Genomic DNA, 15,906 nt, shown 5'->3' on the forward strand with positions numbered 1-15,906 from the left:
ATTGTTGAAGCACCGCAGGCCCCTCGAGTGACGAGATGAATAGCTATGAAACTTGAAGTTGCCGAAGCGGTCGCGAGGGGATATCCACCGTCGGTCCTTTACCTCCGCAACGATGATGTCGTTGAGACCGAGGTTTGTGCTTTCAACTATTTCTCCACATTCTTCAAGGGTTCTCCGGAAGCTCAGGTGCACGTCTGGTTGTTCGACAGGGACGGGACCCAGGTTGGCTACTTCCACAAGGAACTCGGGTTGGACGGTCAGTTGCAGTTGAAGACCTCTCAATTGTGCTCGAGCATTTCCGGGACGGTGGCGGTGACTTTGATGCCCAAGGGCGAGGCAAAGGTCCGACCTGGCAAGAGAGTCACGACCGGGTATTACGCGCAGTACTATTCCCAGCAGGGCGCAATCAGTTTGTCCCATGAGCGAGAGCCGGTCACCTTAACAGAATTCCCGACGCCGGCTTGGGCGCAGACATATCTGTCAAAGTTCCTCGAGCAATCAGGGGTCATCGTCATCAATCCCTGCATGGCACCGGGATGCGACGCTATGGGGACGGCCAGGTTGATTGCGCTCGATGGTGCTGTCCTTGCTGAGCAGAAGCTCCCGAAGATTCGACCGATGGGAGCTCGCCGCATTGATACACTCGAGCTTTTCCCAGATGCCAGGCAACTTGTCGGATCCGCAGTTACGTTTGCTCTTGAGATCAGCGGTGCCAACCTGGCAAGTCCATTCAGCTTCTATCAGTTCGCGAATGGCAAGTTCAGCTTGCATCATTTCTAGGATAGTGCAGTGAGCCGATTTCCGACGACGCCCTGGAAGCCCTATGAGCCGCGATTCATTCTTCCGACCTTCGCCGGGCTTGAATGCAGGCTCGGTCTCTCTATACCGATCTGGTACCGGCCATTGACGCTGGGTTACATGCGGGGCCTCGTTGCAGGCAGCTTGAGGAAGAAATTTTTCGAGTCCTTGAAGGATCTGGGGCCGGAGTTGACGAGTCTGGTCGCATCGGGATTCAGTCGGAAGCTGCGGTTCAGGCTGCACATATTGTCGCGCGGCGGCGAATATTTGACATCCTACCAGGTCCCATCAGCCTACGCGCCGAGGGCGTCCTTTGAGATTGATCTGTCGAGGCTCCTGGCCGACCTAAAGCTGCCCGACGATGACTATCTCGTTGTCGCAGTGATGTCGCGAGGGCGGATGGATGGTAATCGTTCTTCGCCGGCTAGTTTTTCAATGACCTACGTCGACCAGGACAATGTGGCGATCTATCGGACAGGCGCATTCGCGCGGCCATTGAATGAAGGTCGACTTAAATCCCACATCGGGTTCACTGGCATCAATCCGAAGGTAATCGCGACGAAAGACGTGGTGAGCAGCCTTATGCTCATCAACCATTCTTCCGACCCGGAGTACGCCTTTGCGGCGAGCCCGAAGACTGTCTTGATCCGCGAGGACGGAGAACGGCTGGAAGGTGATTTTGGAGAAATCTCCCCGTTGGGTGCCCGCGAGATGTGTATAGCGGACATTTTTGGCAACAAGGTATTTGACTTCCTGAAGCCGTTTGGCGGCAGGGGGACGACCGTCACTACCTGCCTAGGTGTCACGCTGGCGAGTCTTCATCTGCAACGCTCGAATGACAATCGTCGAACCCTCCTAGGGATCGAACATTCCCGGCCCGCTCATATGAATTTTGCCGGGATTTTGCAGCATTGATCCCTTTGATCCGGTGCCGTCCGAAACAGGAGTCGCCATTCCGGCGAACCATCTCCTTGCCTCTTTGGGTCTCCCTTGGGTTCCTACGCTTTCGTTTTCGCGCCCAGGTTGTCGGAATGACAGGGTGCGCGAATAGTTCGGGTGCAGCTAGCGGATCGTTCGTCTCCGGCCATTTTCCGAGGGCTATGGATGCCAAATGCTCTATATGGGTCTTATTGGACCTGAAGCGGCTGGCCAGGGGAATGGTTATGTCCATCGCGGATGAGCCGGAGACAGAGAGCTTCAACCGTTGAGCGCGGAGTTCGTGATTTTTGCGCCACTGAGCGTGATTGCTGCCGGCGGGACGCTGGCTGCGATGGCTTGGGTTGCGTTGAGGTGTCCGGCGCTCGCAATGCTCTACTTCTTTCCCCTTTTTGCTTTTGCAGGGAGGCTTGTCTCGGTATTGTATGTTGATCTGTTCGGGCCGATTTTCTCAGAGCAGTTGGAAGCGGAGATTGGACCCGGCGTGGCTGCGGTTCCGATTGCAATCTCACAGGGTCTTGTGATCGCAGCAATGCTGTTTTCGTTCCGCGGCCGGCGAGTGCAGAGACTTCTTGAGGCGACATTGCCAGTTTTGCCGCCCGGAACACCTGTCCGGATCTCCAACCTGGCTTTTTGGTCCGCCGTTTTGTTCATGGTGGGACTGTGGATCGAATTGGTGGTGAGGGGGCCCATCCCGCTATTCGCCGCGATGGAACGTTATGACTATACCCAGCAATATGGTGGCCCCTTGCATGTTCGTCTCATCGAGTGGGGAAACATGTTGGCATTCCAACTCGGCTTATTCTTCGTAGCGCCGGTGTTGAGCGGCAAATCCTTTGATCGCAGATTTGCGTTTCTATTTGCGACCATGCTGTTCTACCTATTCCTGGTAGGGCACCGTTTCTCGTCATTTTACGCCTCTACTTCATTCTTTTTAATCCCGATCGGCGCCGTTCTTTTCATCGAGCAGGTATCCAGCCGATCCGAGGACAAGCTATCCGGGGCTTCAGTCTTTCGCAAAGTCGGAATCGCCGGCGGCGTTCTATTGGTGATGACGGCCATGGCCCTCGCTTATTCCTATGTTTTCGTTCGCGGATTCGAGGGCACTACGCTGGCTTCCAAGCTCTCGCAGCGGCTCTTGGTTCAGCAAGGCGAGATGTGGTGGGCGACGTTTGAGCGTGTGTTCGTGCGAGGTACCTGGGACGGAGCTCTGGCCTTCCACAAGCTCTTCATCGACCCATTCGATCCGACCCGAAACTCGACCATGCAGTTTCTCATGGAACAGGCGTTGCCGCTTGAGCGCGCGCACTTCATCCTGCAGCAGGGCTCCGCCTATACTGGAGGCTGGCCTGAACTCTGTTTTGAACTGGGTGGCCCAATCGGCGGGTTCTTGCTGGTTTTGCTTTCTGCGATCGCATTTTCGGAGTTCATGTTTCTGCTCACGCGCTGTATCGTCCAGGAACGTTTCGTGACTTGCGTCTTCCTCACGCCGTTACTGTATGCGATGTCGATCGGCGTCGTGACGGGTATGGCTAATTCTTTCATTCAGTGGACCTTCGCGGCAAAAATTGCAGTCGCGTTGATCGTCTACGTAACCGAGGATAGCTGGCGATCCAGCATGACACCGGATCCGCAGCCGCTTCGTCCGATCTACTAATTTCGGCTGGTTTGGAAGCCTGAGAATGAGCAAGCAACGAATCTTGAATTTCGATCCGTATTTGGGCGGCTTACTGCTGTTTTTCGTTCAGGCTGTCCGCAAGCGATGGTTGCTGCTGTTTGGTATGACCGCAGCAACGATGGTGCCAGCTTTCCTCGTTGCGAGCCGTCTTCCTCCGGCCTATGAAGCGCAGGCGATCGTGCGGGGCGGCCGTCTCGACGGCGCCGAATTGATGAACTTGCAAGCCCTGGTTTCACAGGTCAATTCGTCGCCGTTCAAGCGACGCGTGGCGCAATCGATGGGCTTTCCGGACAAAGCTGGCCGAAGCCCTCAATTGATCTCCTCCAGCTTAGTGGCGCGGCTCGAAGGGGCGGATGCCATGCTGATCAGCGTGCGGGCGGCTGACGCCCAGGATGTGCAGCACGCGCTCGCCATCATCGTGCGTCTGTTGAATGAAGATCGGGAAGGAATTCGCGCGTCGTTCTTTGCCGATATCAATGCGCAGCTTGCTGCCATCGACGCGAACGTGAGCGATCTGCTTCAGATGCGGGAAAGGGTGGAGACCCTGGTGAAGACGATGTCCGAGTCGAACTCGAGTGACTCCGACGCATCTGCTTTACGCGCGGTTTGGCTGCTCAACCTGATCCAGCGTAACGGAGAGAGGCTGGCTGCGTTGAGGGCTGAGCGGCTCGCGCTCGCGGCGCGGCTTGGCTCGTGGCGAACTTATCCGGCGGCTTTGATCGACGGTGCCTTCGTCACGGCCAGGCAGGTGTCGCCCCGACCGATTGCGGCGATGTTCGGTGTCGGCGGGCTGACGCTTCTGGCGGGCGTGCTATATGCGCTCATGCGCCAATCTCGGCCCGGCTCTCGCAATCCAGTCGCGGGCGCGGACACAACGATCGACCGAGGGGAGAGTGCCCCGTGCTGACGCAAGCGGTGATACTCGTTGGCGGCCTCGGGACCCGGCTGGGCGAGCGAACTCGCGCGGTCCCCAAGCCGCTGCTGGACGTCGGTGGCAAGTCTTTCCTAGACTATATCCTCGATGAGGTATCGCGCTATCCCACCATCGAGAAAATAGCGCTTCTGGCGGGACACCGCGCCGAGCAGGTGGTCGAGCGCTATGACGGCAGAACATGGCGTCGTGCGGCGATCTCGGTTATATGTGAGCCAACGCAAATGGGGACCGGTGGGGCGCTGAAGCACGCGGCCCCTAAGCTGGAGCCGCAGTTCCTTCTCCTCAACGGTGACTCGTTCTTTGACTTCAACCTGCTCGACCTCGCAGCCTTTGGTTCGGCGGCGATGGTGCGCGTTGCGCTGAAGAGGGAGCATCCCGGCGATCGCTACGGCCGTGTCTTGCTCGAGCGGGGCAGCGTCAGGCGCTTTCTGACGCCTGGAACGCAACCGAACGGGCCGATCAACGCAGGTATCTATCGTATCGACCGCAGAATCCTCGATCTGATCGATCAGCTGCCGTGCTCGCTCGAACAGTCGGTGTTTCCGCGGTTGATCGAGATGGGGCAGCTCGAAGCGGCCGTCTATGACGGCTTCTTCATTGACATCGGCATTCCCGAGGATCTGGAGCGAGCCCAGCGCGAGTTTCCAGCAAGAATGCGTCGCCCCGCGGTATTCTTCGATCGCGATGGCGTGCTGAACGTCGACAAGGCCTATGTGCATAGGATCGAGGATTTCGAATGGATTCCCGGAGCGCGCGAAGCCATCAAGCTATGCAATGACCGTGGCTATCTTACCTTCGTCGTGACCAACCAGGCGGGCGTTGCGCGTGGCTATTATGGTGTCGATGCGGTTCATAGCCTGCACGACTGGATGAGCCACGAACTCGCGGAGACCGGCGCCCACATCGACGAATTCCAACACTGCCCCTATCATGAGGATGGAACTGTAGAGCAGTGGCGCCGCGCCAGCGACCGGCGCAAGCCGGCGCCGGGCATGATCCTGGATTGCTTCGACGGCTGGCCGGTGCAAATTGAATCGAGCCTGCTGGTCGGCGATAATTCGCACGACGTCCAGGCGGCGGTTGCGGCCGGGATAGCGGGGCATCTATTCAAGGGGCCCAATCTTGAAACTTTCATTCAGCCGTTTCTCGGCAACGGAAGGGATCAGGAGGTCGCCGTGGGCGTCAGTCCCCTCTGAGGGCGCGGAACATGAACTCCGCTTGCTCCCAGTCCTCCAGCGTGTCGATGTCCTGCACCAGCACACGCGGCAGCACGATGCCGATCGATCGCGGTGAGAACACGGGAACGTCGTTGAGGAAGGCGCGCGCGGTGCCCCAGTAGAACTGTCCCGCGTCGTGAAAGACCGGCTCGAGGTCTTGCGACCGCGTTATGCGGTGTTCCGGATAGAGCGCCTCGACCCGGCCTTCCGAGGTCAGGCGCACAGCGCGTTGGATCGGAAATGCGTAGCTCGTGATCGAGAAGGCAAAGGCAGCGTCCGAGCCGGTCAAGGCGTCGTAGCCCTCGCGTAGATAACGTGTCCGAATCAATGGTGCCGTGGCGTAGATGCAGCAGGCATGACTTACGTCGTTGCCCTGTTCGATGAACCAGCCAACGGCGTGTTTGACGACGGCATTTGTGCCTGTGAAATCGTCGGAGATCTCCTTTGGCCGGGCGAACGGTGTCGTCGCGCCGAACTGGCGCGCCACACCGGCGATCTCCTCGTCATCCGTGGATACGATGACTTCATCGAACAGGCCGCTGTCGCAAGCCGCGTTGATCGAATAGGCGATAATGGGGGTTCCGCAAAACGATCGGATGTTCTTGCGGGGAATCCGCTTGCTTCCACCTCGTGCCGGGATGACTGCGATCTTCACGCCAGGATCTTCGTGAGTGCCGCGACAACGGCGTCCTGCTCGTCATTCGTCATCTTCGAGAACAGCGGCAGCGTGATCGCGTCCTGATAGTAGCTTTCCGCCTCCGGGAACATGCCGAAGCGGAAGCCGAGGCGTTGATAGTACGGCTGTGTGTGCACCGGGATGTAGTGCACGTTAACGCCGATGCCGGAGGCGCGCAACGCATCGAAGACCTGGCGCCGGCTGAGCCTGATTTCGTTCCGCCGCAGCCGGATCACGTAGAGGTGCCAAGCCGAATTGGTGTCCGGGTGCTGCCATGGACGGGTCACCGGCAGCTTCGAAAGCAGCGCATCGTAGCGCGCAGCGAGCTCGCGCCGGCGTGCGAGGAAGGCATCGAGCCGATCGAGCTGGCTGGCGCCGAGTGCGGCCTGGATGTCGGTCATCCGGTAGTTCAGGCCCAGTTCGATCTGCTCATACATCCAGGGACCGAATTGGTCCTCGTTGGAGTGCCGCGGATCGGACGGCTCTTGCTGCGCCGGACGGATGATGCCGTGAGTGCGCAGATAGCCGAGGCGCTCCGCCAGTCCGCGATCGTTCGCAAGTATCATGCCCCCTTCGCCAGTCGTGATGATCTTGACGGGATGAAAGCTGAAAATCGCCATGTCGCTAAGCTCGACGGCGCCGATCTTTCGTCCCAGATACTCACCGCCGACGGCGTGAGAAGCGTCTTCGACGATGCGAAAGCCGTAGCGATCAGCGAGGGCATGTATCTCCGTCATTTCGCAGGACTGGCCGGCAAAGTGCACGGGAATGACGACCTTCGGTAGCCGTCCCTGGACGCTGGCCTGCGCGAGTTTCTCGGAGAGCGCTGTAACGCTCATGTTGTAGGTGCGAGGATCAATGTCGACGAAGTCGACGCTCGCCCCGCAATAGAGCGCACAATTGGCGGAGGCGACGAACGTGTTTGGCACTGTCCACAAGACATCGCCGGGACCCAGATCGAGGGCAAGGCAAGCAATATGAAGGGCTGCGGTCGCGTTCGACACCGCGATCGCATGCTCCGCGCCGCAATAACGGGCCATTGCCTGTTCGAAACGCGGCGCGGCCTGTCCTTGGGTCAGCCAGTCCGACTGCAGCACCTGCGTGACTGCGTTGATATCGTTTTCAGAGATATCCTGGCGACCGTAGGGGATCATTGGATAGCAATCTTGTTGAATTCTCTGATCTCGGCAACATTCAGGAAGTGATCATTGTTGACGGAGTTGTATTCAAATCCGTCAGAAACCGCCTCGCCGCGTTCGCCGAGTAAATTCATGACATAGTCGACGTCGCGGCGGAAAAACTTGATCGTTGGCTTAATAACGAAGTGATCGTGGAATTTCAACGTCAGATGCGAGTCGTCGGTGGGGCACATGACCTCATGGAGCTTTTCGCCTGGACGAATGCCGACCACCCGCGTCGGTAGCGAGGGAGCCATGGCCTTCGCCAAGTCGAGAATGCGTACCGAGGGGATCATCGGAACGAAGATCTCGCCGCCCGACATGCGCTCAAAGCTTTTGATGACGAAATCGACCCCCTGCTGCAGCGAGATCCAGAAGCGCGTCATCCGCGGATCGGTGATCGGCAGCTGATCCGAACCTTCGGCGATCAGCTTGTTGAAGAGCGGCACGATTGATCCGCGAGAGCCGACTACGTTGCCGTAGCGGACCACGGCGAAAGCGGTGCGATGGCCGCCCGCCATGTTGTTGGCGGCGATGAACAACTTGTCGGAGGCAAGCTTGGTCGCGCCGTAGAGGTTGATCGGCTGCGCAGCCTTGTCCGTCGACAGCGCGATCACCTTCTCAATGTCCGCTTCCAACGCCGCCTGGATCACGTTCTCCGCGCCATGAACGTTGGTCTTGATGCACTCCATGGGGTTGTATTCGGCGGCCGGAACCTGCTTCAGCGCTGCCGCATGGACAACAAAGTCGATCCCCTTCATAGCGGTGCGAAGGCGCTCGCCGTCCCGTACGTCGCCAATGAAGTAGCGCATAGCAGGCTGATCGAATTCCTGCTGCATCTCATACTGCTTCAGCTCGTCGCGCGAATAGACCACAATACGACGTGGCTTGAAGTTCTTCAGGAGACAGCCGACAAACTTCTTTCCGAACGATCCCGTGCCTCCGGTGATCAGAATAGACTTATCGTTGAACATACTCATTTCTGCGCCGGATCATCATTTGCACTAAATTGGAGAGTGGGAGCTGGTTACCATACGCTCCTGCCGCCGTCCATCACCAGGTTCTGACCGGTCATATAGCTCGAGGCATCCGAGCAGAGGAACTGGACCGCGGCGCGATATTCGTCGACGTCGGCCATGCGGCCAATCGGGATTAGGCGCGTCAGTCGTTCAACGAAGGCTGGGTCCTGGTTGTTGAAGACGCCTCCCGGCGAGATCGCGTTGACGCGCACGCCATGATCGGCCCAATAGGTCGCCAGATATTTCGTCAGCCCGATCAAGCCATGCTTGATCACTGAATAGGTCACGGGCTTCACCGGCTGTTCTTCTTCGCGCGTCACGTGCGGCTGGCGGTAGAGCCGCTGGTCTGGCGCGATCACGCCGAGATCGGAGGCGATGTTGAGGATCACGCCGCGGCCCCGTCTGGCCATCTCTCCGCCGAACACTTGCGCGCACAGCATCGCGCCGGTCAGGCCGACGGCGATTTCGGTCTGCCATTGCGGCACCGGAAACGCCTCGAAGCGCGAGGAGTGCATGACGCCCGGGCTCGACGTCACCTTCGGATCGATCGCGGCGTTGTTGACAAGGATGTCGACGGTGATGCCGCGGCCTGCGAGCTGCTCATTGGCGGCGCGCACCGATTCGAGCGAGGTGACGTTGATCTCGAGCGCGATCAGATCGGCCGAAGGCATTGCCTGCTTCATCGCCGTGACGGCGGCCTCGGCCTGCGCCAGGCCGACGTCGGTGACGACCACGCGCGCGCCGGATTCGGTGAGGGCTGCGACATGCTGCTTGCCCAGCAGGCCGCCGGCGCCGGTCACGAGCGCGGTCCGTCCGGTCAGGTCGTAGCGGGAGGAGGGGTTTGCCATCGAAGGCTCCTGTTCAGCTTCTGAGCTGGCCGCCGTCCGCCACCATCACGCTGCCCGTGATGAAGGCGGCGCGGGGCGAAGCAAGGAAGGTAACGACGTCCGCGATCTCCTCGGGCGTGCCGAGCCGGCGCAACGCCACCTCGCGCTGAAGCATGTCGTCGACCGCCTGCCTGTTTTCCACAAGTTTGCGCGCCCATGTGCCGTCCGCCGACAGGATGTTGCCCGGCGCAACCGCATTGATGCGGATGCCTTCCAGCGCCAGCGGTCGCGCGAGACCGCGCACGGTGGCGTTCAAGGCCGCCTTCGCGCCGTAATAGGTCACGGGCGCGCCAAGCGCCGCCATGCCGGCGATCGAGGAGATGCAGACGATGGACCGGTCGCCGCTGCCGCGCGCCATCAGCGGCCGGGCGGCCTCGATCATGTTGGTCGCGGCGAACAGATTGAGGTCCATCACCCGCGACCATTCCGCTGCGGTTTCCTTGCCCGGCGGCACGGAGGCGCCGCTGCCGACATTGCAGACGAGGATGTCGAGCCGGCCCCATTGCTTCTCGATGCCCGCGACCAGTGCCTTCGCAGCGGCAGGGTCAGTGACGTCCGCGACATGGACCGACCCGCTGCCTCCGATCGCCCCGCGCGCCGCGTTGAGCGCCTCGGAACCGCGCGCGGCGAGCGCGACTTTTGCGCCTTCAGCGGCGAGCGTCGTCGCGATCGCAAGCCCGATCCCGCGGCTGGCGCCGGTGACGAGCGCGACACGATCGTTCAGCTCGAGCTTCATCGCACGGCGTCCTCGATCCAGCGAACCGTCATATCGCGATATTTCGCCAGCACGCCGGCATGGTCGTCGTCGGCCGCGCGTGCGGTTTGCAGAATGTACTGGCCCTTGTAGCCGGAGCGCTCGATCAGGCGGATCGTCTTGGCGAGGTCGGCGTTGCCGGTGCCGAGCGGCACGGTGGTGCCGCCGCGGATGCGATCCTTCACGTGCACGTTGAGAATGCGCGGCGCGTAGGCGGCGATCTCTTCGTCGCTGTCATAGCCGAGCGAGGCGCTGTTGCCGCTGTCGTAGTTGATGCCGAACATGTCCGGCGGAAACGCCTCCATGAAACGGGCGAGCTCGCCGGGCGGCAGATCGGATTCGAAGACGATCTTGACGTTCCGCTTTGCGAGCTGCTCGGAGCGTGCGAGCAGCACACGCTTCAACGTATCGCTCTCGCTCTCGCGCTCGATCTTGCCATTGTCGACCAGCGGGATCACGACGAATTCGATGCCGATGCGGCTGCAGGCGGCGATCAGCAGATCGAGGTCGGCGACGAGTGCGTCGCGCACGACGGCATCGACCTTCCAGAACGGTGCCTGCATGAAGCAGTCGCCGGTCAGGCTCGGGATGCGCACGCCGTTCTCGCGCGACAGCGCCAGAATCTCCTGCTGTCCCGGCTCGGTCGTCAGCGGGTTCTCGCGCAGCCGTTCCTGATCGATGGTCCATTCCATCCGCGTCAGGCCGAGCTCCTTCGCGCGTGGAAACTCGTCCCGCCACTCGTCCCAGGGGAACGCCTGGATCTTGCCGTCGACCAGAGTCGTCAGCCGTCCCTGCATGAAGCCGATGCGTTGCAGCGTTGTGGTCACGATTTGCTATCCGAAGTGATGGCGAGGCCCTTGGCGATCCAGCCGCCGTCGACGAAGATCTCCTGACCGGTCACATAGGCGGAGGCTTCCGACGCCAGGAAGACGGCGGCGCCGACCATGTCGATGGGCTGTCCCCAGCGGCCAAGCATGGTGTGACGGCGCCTCTCTTCGTGCATGACAGGATCGGCATAACTCTTCGCGGTCATCTCGGTCGCGACATAGCCCGGCGCAAGCGCATTGACGCGGATGCCGTCGGGCGCATAGTCGGTGGCGAGCGCGCGTGTCAGCCCGGCAAGCCCCGCCTTCGCCGCCACGTAGCCCGGATTGCCGGGAAAGCCTCGGATCGAATTGATGCTGGTGACGTTGACGATCGCAGCCGATCCCGCCTTCTTCAAGAGGGGATAGGCGGCGAGGATGGTGGCGTAGACGCCGGTGAGGTCAGTCGCGACCGTAGCACGGAAGCGCGCGAGCTCACTCTCGGTGCTTTGCGGGGGAAGGCTGATGCCGGCGGCGTTGACCAGTGCGTCGACACGGCCTTGCGCCGCGATCGTGCGGAACGCGCTTTCGATCGCCTTGTCGTCGGAGAGATCGCAGGCAATCGCGGTCACACCTTGCGGCGCGGTCCCGGAACGGCTGAGGCCGTACACCGTAGCGCCGGCATCCTGCAGGCCGGTCGCGATGGCCGCGCCAATGCCGCGCGAGGCGCCGGTCACCACCGCGATCTTGTCCTTGAGCGAGAAGGCGCTGAGATCAGGCATAGCCGTAACTGCGCATGATGGCGGCACAAAGCTTGACGTCCTCGGGACGGTCGATCTGGAACATCTTGTGACGTTCCATCACGTGAAAGCCGATCTTGCCGCCGAGACGGTTATTCTCCTCGCGCAGGAGGGAGGGGATCAGGACGTAGAACGAGCCGTTCTCCAGATAACGCTTCTCGATCTGCTGCCGCATGCGGCGATTGTGATAGTCGTAGTTGATCGGCTCCGGTCCGTTCGCGCCGATATGCCAGTTGAAATAATCCTCGACCTCGCAAACCGAGAGCAGGCTGTCGAGGTGGTCGCGATCGAAGGTCGCAAGCGCGTTCTCGATGTCGCCGGGTTCGCGGATCGGCGAGGTCGCCTGGAGCGCGACGATCCGCTCGAACCGTCCCATCCGCGCGTCGGTCGCATCGAGCGCATGCAGCCAGGCGGATTCGGAGGAGGCGAGGTCGCCGGAAATGTCGTCGGGGCGCCGCACGCCGACCGCGCCGGCGGCTTCAGCCGCGGCGAGGATCTGGTCGCTATCCGAAGACACGGCTACCACGTCGACGCCCCGTGCGGCGCGCGCCTGTTCGACGGTCCAGGCGATCAGCGGCTTGCCGCAGAGATCGAGCAGGTTCTTGTGCGGGATGCCCTTCGAGCCGCCGCGCGCGGCGATCACGGCCAGCGTCTTGCGCGCCATCAGATGTGTCCCTCGAGACGCTCGAGCGCGGTCCAGAAGCCTTCGCCCATGTTCTTGTGGCCTTGCCAAATTTCCGGAATGAAGGAAGCTCCCGGCGCGTGCTTGCGCAGCACCTGTCCGATGTCGCCGAAATCGATCTCGCCTTCGCCGATCTGCAGGCCTTCGCCATCGAGCCCCTTGGCGTCGCCGAAATGCAGATGCGCGGTGTGCGGCCCGAGCTGTGCGAGGCCTTGCGCGAAGTCGAAACCGAAATGATTGGCCGCGAGCTTGGTGTGCGAGATGTCGACGCACATGCGCAGATCATGCTTGGCGCAGAACGCGGCAGACTCTTCCGGGAAGATGAAGATGTTCTGGTGGCGCTGGCCGCCGAAATGCCAGGGGAACGGCGCCATGGTTTGCGGCGTCAGCTCAACACCGTCCATGTCGAGCTCGGTCAAGCTCTGCGCAAAGATGCGGTAGCGCTCGGCCTTCTCCTCGGGAGGCAGCGGCTCGTCCATGGTGAAGCCGCCGATATTGGCGACGATGGGCGGGCGCTTGGTCTTGGGAAAGTACTTCTTCAGGCCGCGGGTAATGTCGATCACCGCCTGGGTCTGCTCCAGTGAATAGCGCCGCAGCGCCTCGTCAGGCGTTGCCAGGTCCATCAGCTTGGAGCCGGCAAACAGCTCCGGCGCATGCACGACGAAGCCGAGATCATAGGTGCCGGACAGATACGCCGCGGGATCGCGCTCCATGTCGCTGTAGCTGAGATGGAATTCGATGATGTCGGGCTGACAGATCTCCAGGAAGCGCTCGGTGTCATGATAGCGCACCGGCACGCCCCAGGGGCGGTCGAAGCGGTACCGCCGTGCTTTTGCGGCGCCTTCGTCGAGGTCGCTCTGGAAGAAATAGTCGTCGGCCGCCATCGTCCGCGTCAGCTTGCGGCCGAGCAGCGCCGGCATCTTCAGCGGCGACAGGCCCTGTCCCGGGCTTTTCACCGCGATGTCGGCTTCGGAGATCACGGTGCCGGCCGAAAGGTCGCGCGCGGCCACCAGGCTCTTGGCCAGGTTTTCGCGGTTGATCAACTCGCCCTGGCTCAGCGCGCGCTCGGCTCGTTTCACGCCGCGCGCTGCCTCCACTTCGCGGATGCCCGAGACCAGCGACTTGAATTCCTCCGGCTCCAGGCTGGCGGCATGGTCCGGACCTTCCATCTTCCGGTCAAGGGTAATGTGACGTTCGATCACGACGGCGCCGAGCGCCACCGCGGCGGTCGAGACGGCAGTGCCGCGCTCGTGGCCTGAATAGCCGACCACCGGATGGATCTCGCGCAAAGTTTCCATGAAACGCAGATGGATGTTGTGGAGCGCGGCCGGATAAGTGCTCTGGCAATGCAGGAGCACGTAGCCGGCGTTGCGCTCGTCGAGGAATGTCGCCGCGGCCTTGATCTCGTCCGTCGTGCTCATGCCGGTCGAGACGATCAGCGCCTTGCCGGTGGCGGCGAGGCGCGCGAGCAGCGGCAAATTGGTGAGGTCGGCCGAGGCGACCTTGTAGGCCTGCACGCCGAAACCTTCGAGCACGGCGACGCTGCTCGCGTCCCAGGGCGTGCAGAGATACTGGATGCCCTTGGCCGCGCAATATTCGGCGATCTTCTTCTGCTGCGCCGTCGGAAGCTCGAAGCGGCGCAAAAGATCGAGCGTGTATTCGACCGCGAGGTCGTCGTTCTTTCCGGACAGGCTCGACGCACGATAGACCTCGTCGAGCTTGCGCATCTGGAATTTGGCACAATCGGCACCGGCCGCGACCGCGGCATCGACCAGCGCAATGGCGCGGTTGAAGTCGCCATTATGGTTGTTGCCGATCTCGGCAATGACGTAACAGGGCTCGCCATCGCCCAGAAAACGGTTGCCGATGCGGACCGGAGCAGGCTGTTTGGGCGATGTCATCAACATTCTCGTCTCATATGCGTCAGGCGAAGCGCGCGGGAAAGCGTGACTTCCACGTCCGCAGCCCGTTCTCTTCGAACATGATGCGCGAACAGCTATGCCCCTGTTGCTCCAGCGCGGCGATGAGCTGGTAGCGCTCGAACGGACGTACGAAGAACATGAAGTAACCGCCGCCGCCGGCGCCCAGCAGCTTGCCGCCGACCGCGCCGTGCTGCTTGGCGAAATCGTAGATCGCATCGATCGCGTCCGACGAGATCTTCGAGCTGAGCTTCCGCTTGGCGTGCCAGGCCTCGTCGATCAGCCGGCCGCATTCCAGGAGCTGGCCGCGCAGGAGATGCCGCCGGATGTGGCGCGTCACTTCCTTCTGCTTGGCGGCCCCGGCGACGGCGTCGCTGGTCTCGTGCTGTGCCTTCTGGTCGCGGTGGATGGCGCCGGAATCGCGGCCCGAGCCGGTGTAGCAGAGCACCAGGCTCTCCTCGAGTTCGGCGATGATATTGGGGTCGAGACGAAGCGGCACGATGGTGTTCTGGTCGGAGAAGAACTCCATGTGATTGAAGCCGCCGAACACGGTGGCGTACTGGTCCTGCCAGCCGCCGGGGATGTTGAGCATCAACCGCTCGGCCTGGAATGCCATCTCCGCGATCTCGTGGCGGTCCCACTGGTCGCCGCGGAATTCGTTGAAGCAGCCGATGATGGCGGATGTGACCACGGCCGAGCCGCCGAGGCCTGAGCCGACCGGGAAGTCGGCAGAGACTTCGAGCTCGAACCCGTAAGTCGGCTTGATCAGGCGCACGACGGACTTGATCAGCGCAAGATTCCCGTCCGTTCCGAGCTCTGCAAGATTCTCGGCCTCGATCGTACTGCGGAAATCGTGCGAATAGATCCGGATGCTGGAATCGCTCCGGCGCCGCAGCGTCGCGTGAGCGTACATCTTGATCGTGGCGTTGATGACCGCGCCGCCGTCATTCTCGACGAAATAGTGCGTCAGGTCGGTGCCGCCGCCGGAGAAGCTGATCCGCACCGGCGAGCGGGCGCGCGCGAACACCTCGCTCTCTTCGGACAGGTTGAACAGCTCGCGGCTGAACACGTCGACGAGCCGGCCTTCGCCATCGAGGATCGGCACCACGTGCACGCGCTGATCGAGCAATTTGAGGATCTGCTCGCGCGGACCGCCGGCCCTCGCCGAGATGAAGTTGCGATTGACGCAGGTCGCAACCCGGTCCTGGATCGTGGTGCCGGTCAGCATGCGCCTGCGGATGTCGCCGTCGGTCACGGCGCCGACGATTCGTCCGCTCGCGTCCTGTGCGAACAGAATACCGAGCATGTTCGCATTCAGGCGCCGGAAGGCTTCCTCAATGGTCTCGGTCTCGGCGATGGTGACGAGGGTTCGTTCAAGCACGTCTTGAAATCCAGGAAAGGTCAGTTCCAGGCCATATCGTTGCAGGGCTGGTAATACGGGAGCGGGTGGGACGATGCAAGGTTCCTGCGCCCAGGCTTCACTCGCCAAAATGGCACGCGTCAACCGCTTTGTCAGCGCAGTGGCCCGATTTACATTGGTCGCAGCTTCTATAGAAGGGCCCAGACCGACCGAATGTGATCAAAATTAGGGTGGGAATCGAGCGCGGGCACCACGATGGTGCGGC

General features: G+C 61.4%; 15 protein-coding genes. 5 read left to right on the forward strand and 10 right to left on the reverse strand.

Features of this window, described 5'->3' with window-relative positions; translation table 11 throughout:
- The first annotated feature begins 45 nt into the window (after positions 1-45).
- The 5 genes from GGD67_RS28720 to GGD67_RS28740 all read left to right on the forward strand — a co-directional run bounded on the left by GGD67_RS28720 (position 46) and on the right by GGD67_RS28740 (position 5,542).
- Entirely contained in the window at positions 46-780 is a 735-nt protein-coding gene (locus GGD67_RS28720; RefSeq protein WP_210286678.1) for a hypothetical protein, read from the forward strand.
- A gap of 9 nt (positions 781-789) precedes the next feature.
- On the forward strand, positions 790-1,713 hold the full coding sequence (locus GGD67_RS28725) for a hypothetical protein (RefSeq protein ID WP_179737604.1): 924 nt from the start codon (positions 790-792) through the stop codon (positions 1,711-1,713).
- 289 nt (positions 1,714-2,002) lie between these two features.
- The gene (locus GGD67_RS28730; protein WP_179737606.1) at positions 2,003-3,391 is read left to right on the forward strand and encodes a DUF6418 domain-containing protein; all 1,389 of its coding nucleotides are present in this window, start codon (positions 2,003-2,005) and stop codon (positions 3,389-3,391) included.
- Positions 3,392-3,416: 25 nt separating this feature from the next.
- Positions 3,417-4,319, forward strand: coding sequence for a hypothetical protein (locus tag GGD67_RS28735; RefSeq protein ID WP_179737608.1), 903 nt, complete (start codon positions 3,417-3,419; stop codon positions 4,317-4,319).
- Positions 4,313-5,542, forward strand: coding sequence for an HAD-IIIA family hydrolase (locus GGD67_RS28740; protein WP_179737610.1), 1,230 nt, complete (start codon positions 4,313-4,315; stop codon positions 5,540-5,542). Before GGD67_RS28735 ends, GGD67_RS28740 begins: the two co-directional genes overlap by 7 nt.
- Here the strand turns inward: GGD67_RS28740 and pseF are convergent.
- The 10 genes from pseF to GGD67_RS28790 are packed head-to-tail and all read right to left on the reverse strand — an operon-like array spanning position 5,529 to position 15,662.
- Positions 5,529-6,218 (reverse strand): pseudaminic acid cytidylyltransferase, encoded by a 690-nt coding sequence (gene pseF / locus GGD67_RS28745; protein WP_179737612.1) that lies wholly within the window; start codon positions 6,216-6,218, stop codon positions 5,529-5,531. The genes GGD67_RS28740 and pseF overlap by 14 nt on opposite strands.
- Positions 6,215-7,393, reverse strand: coding sequence for a UDP-4-amino-4,6-dideoxy-N-acetyl-beta-L-altrosamine transaminase (gene pseC / locus GGD67_RS28750; protein WP_179737623.1), 1,179 nt, complete (start codon positions 7,391-7,393; stop codon positions 6,215-6,217). The genes pseF and pseC overlap by 4 nt, the downstream gene beginning before the upstream one ends.
- Entirely contained in the window at positions 7,390-8,391 is a 1,002-nt protein-coding gene (gene pseB / locus GGD67_RS28755) for a UDP-N-acetylglucosamine 4,6-dehydratase (inverting) (RefSeq protein ID WP_179737632.1), read from the reverse strand. The genes pseC and pseB overlap by 4 nt, the downstream gene beginning before the upstream one ends.
- Before the next feature lie 53 nt (positions 8,392-8,444).
- Positions 8,445-9,284, reverse strand: coding sequence for an SDR family oxidoreductase (locus GGD67_RS28760; protein ID WP_179737634.1), 840 nt, complete (start codon positions 9,282-9,284; stop codon positions 8,445-8,447).
- A gap of 13 nt (positions 9,285-9,297) precedes the next feature.
- Positions 9,298-10,059 (reverse strand): SDR family NAD(P)-dependent oxidoreductase, encoded by a 762-nt coding sequence (locus GGD67_RS28765; protein ID WP_179737636.1) that lies wholly within the window; start codon positions 10,057-10,059, stop codon positions 9,298-9,300.
- Positions 10,056-10,904 carry a sugar phosphate isomerase/epimerase family protein gene (locus GGD67_RS28770; protein WP_312013814.1) on the reverse strand — a complete coding sequence of 283 codons (849 nt, stop codon included), beginning with the start codon at positions 10,902-10,904 and terminating at the stop codon, positions 10,056-10,058. The genes GGD67_RS28765 and GGD67_RS28770 overlap by 4 nt, the downstream gene beginning before the upstream one ends.
- Positions 10,901-11,662: an SDR family oxidoreductase gene (locus GGD67_RS28775; protein WP_179737638.1), complete on the reverse strand. Its 762-nt coding sequence runs from the start codon at positions 11,660-11,662 to the stop codon at positions 10,901-10,903. The genes GGD67_RS28770 and GGD67_RS28775 overlap by 4 nt, the downstream gene beginning before the upstream one ends.
- Positions 11,655-12,344, reverse strand: a complete 690-nt coding sequence (locus GGD67_RS28780; RefSeq protein WP_179737640.1) for an acylneuraminate cytidylyltransferase family protein — start codon at positions 12,342-12,344, stop codon at positions 11,655-11,657. The genes GGD67_RS28775 and GGD67_RS28780 overlap by 8 nt, the downstream gene beginning before the upstream one ends.
- On the reverse strand, positions 12,344-14,263 hold the full coding sequence (locus GGD67_RS28785) for an N-acetylneuraminate synthase family protein (RefSeq protein WP_246790875.1): 1,920 nt from the start codon (positions 14,261-14,263) through the stop codon (positions 12,344-12,346). Before GGD67_RS28785 ends, GGD67_RS28780 begins: the two co-directional genes overlap by 1 nt.
- 22 nt (positions 14,264-14,285) lie before the next feature.
- A complete protein-coding gene (locus GGD67_RS28790; protein WP_179737652.1) occupies positions 14,286-15,662 on the reverse strand; it encodes a CBS domain-containing protein in 1,377 nt (458 codons plus the stop codon).
- Between the last annotated feature and the right edge of the window lie 244 nt (positions 15,663-15,906).

It is taken from the genome of Bradyrhizobium sp. IAR9 (assembly GCF_013408065.1).
GTDB lineage: Bacteria > Pseudomonadota > Alphaproteobacteria > Rhizobiales > Xanthobacteraceae > Bradyrhizobium.

Coding starts and splice junctions, on each gene's coding strand:
- GGD67_RS28720 (WP_210286678.1), top strand. CDS start 46: ATGAAACTTGAAGTTGCCGAAGCGGTCGCGAGGGGATATCCACCGTCG.
- GGD67_RS28735 (WP_179737608.1), top strand. CDS start 3,417: ATGAGCAAGCAACGAATCTTGAATTTCGATCCGTATTTGGGCGGCTTA.
- pseC (WP_179737623.1), bottom strand. CDS start 7,393: ATGATCCCCTACGGTCGCCAGGATATCTCTGAAAACGATATCAACGCA.
- pseB (WP_179737632.1), bottom strand. CDS start 8,391: ATGTTCAACGATAAGTCTATTCTGATCACCGGAGGCACGGGATCGTTC.
- GGD67_RS28760 (WP_179737634.1), bottom strand. CDS start 9,284: ATGGCAAACCCCTCCTCCCGCTACGACCTGACCGGACGGACCGCGCTC.
- GGD67_RS28765 (WP_179737636.1), bottom strand. CDS start 10,059: ATGAAGCTCGAGCTGAACGATCGTGTCGCGCTCGTCACCGGCGCCAGC.
- GGD67_RS28775 (WP_179737638.1), bottom strand. CDS start 11,662: ATGCCTGATCTCAGCGCCTTCTCGCTCAAGGACAAGATCGCGGTGGTG.
- GGD67_RS28780 (WP_179737640.1), bottom strand. CDS start 12,344: ATGGCGCGCAAGACGCTGGCCGTGATCGCCGCGCGCGGCGGCTCGAAG.
- GGD67_RS28785 (WP_246790875.1), bottom strand. CDS start 14,263: ATGACATCGCCCAAACAGCCTGCTCCGGTCCGCATCGGCAACCGTTTT.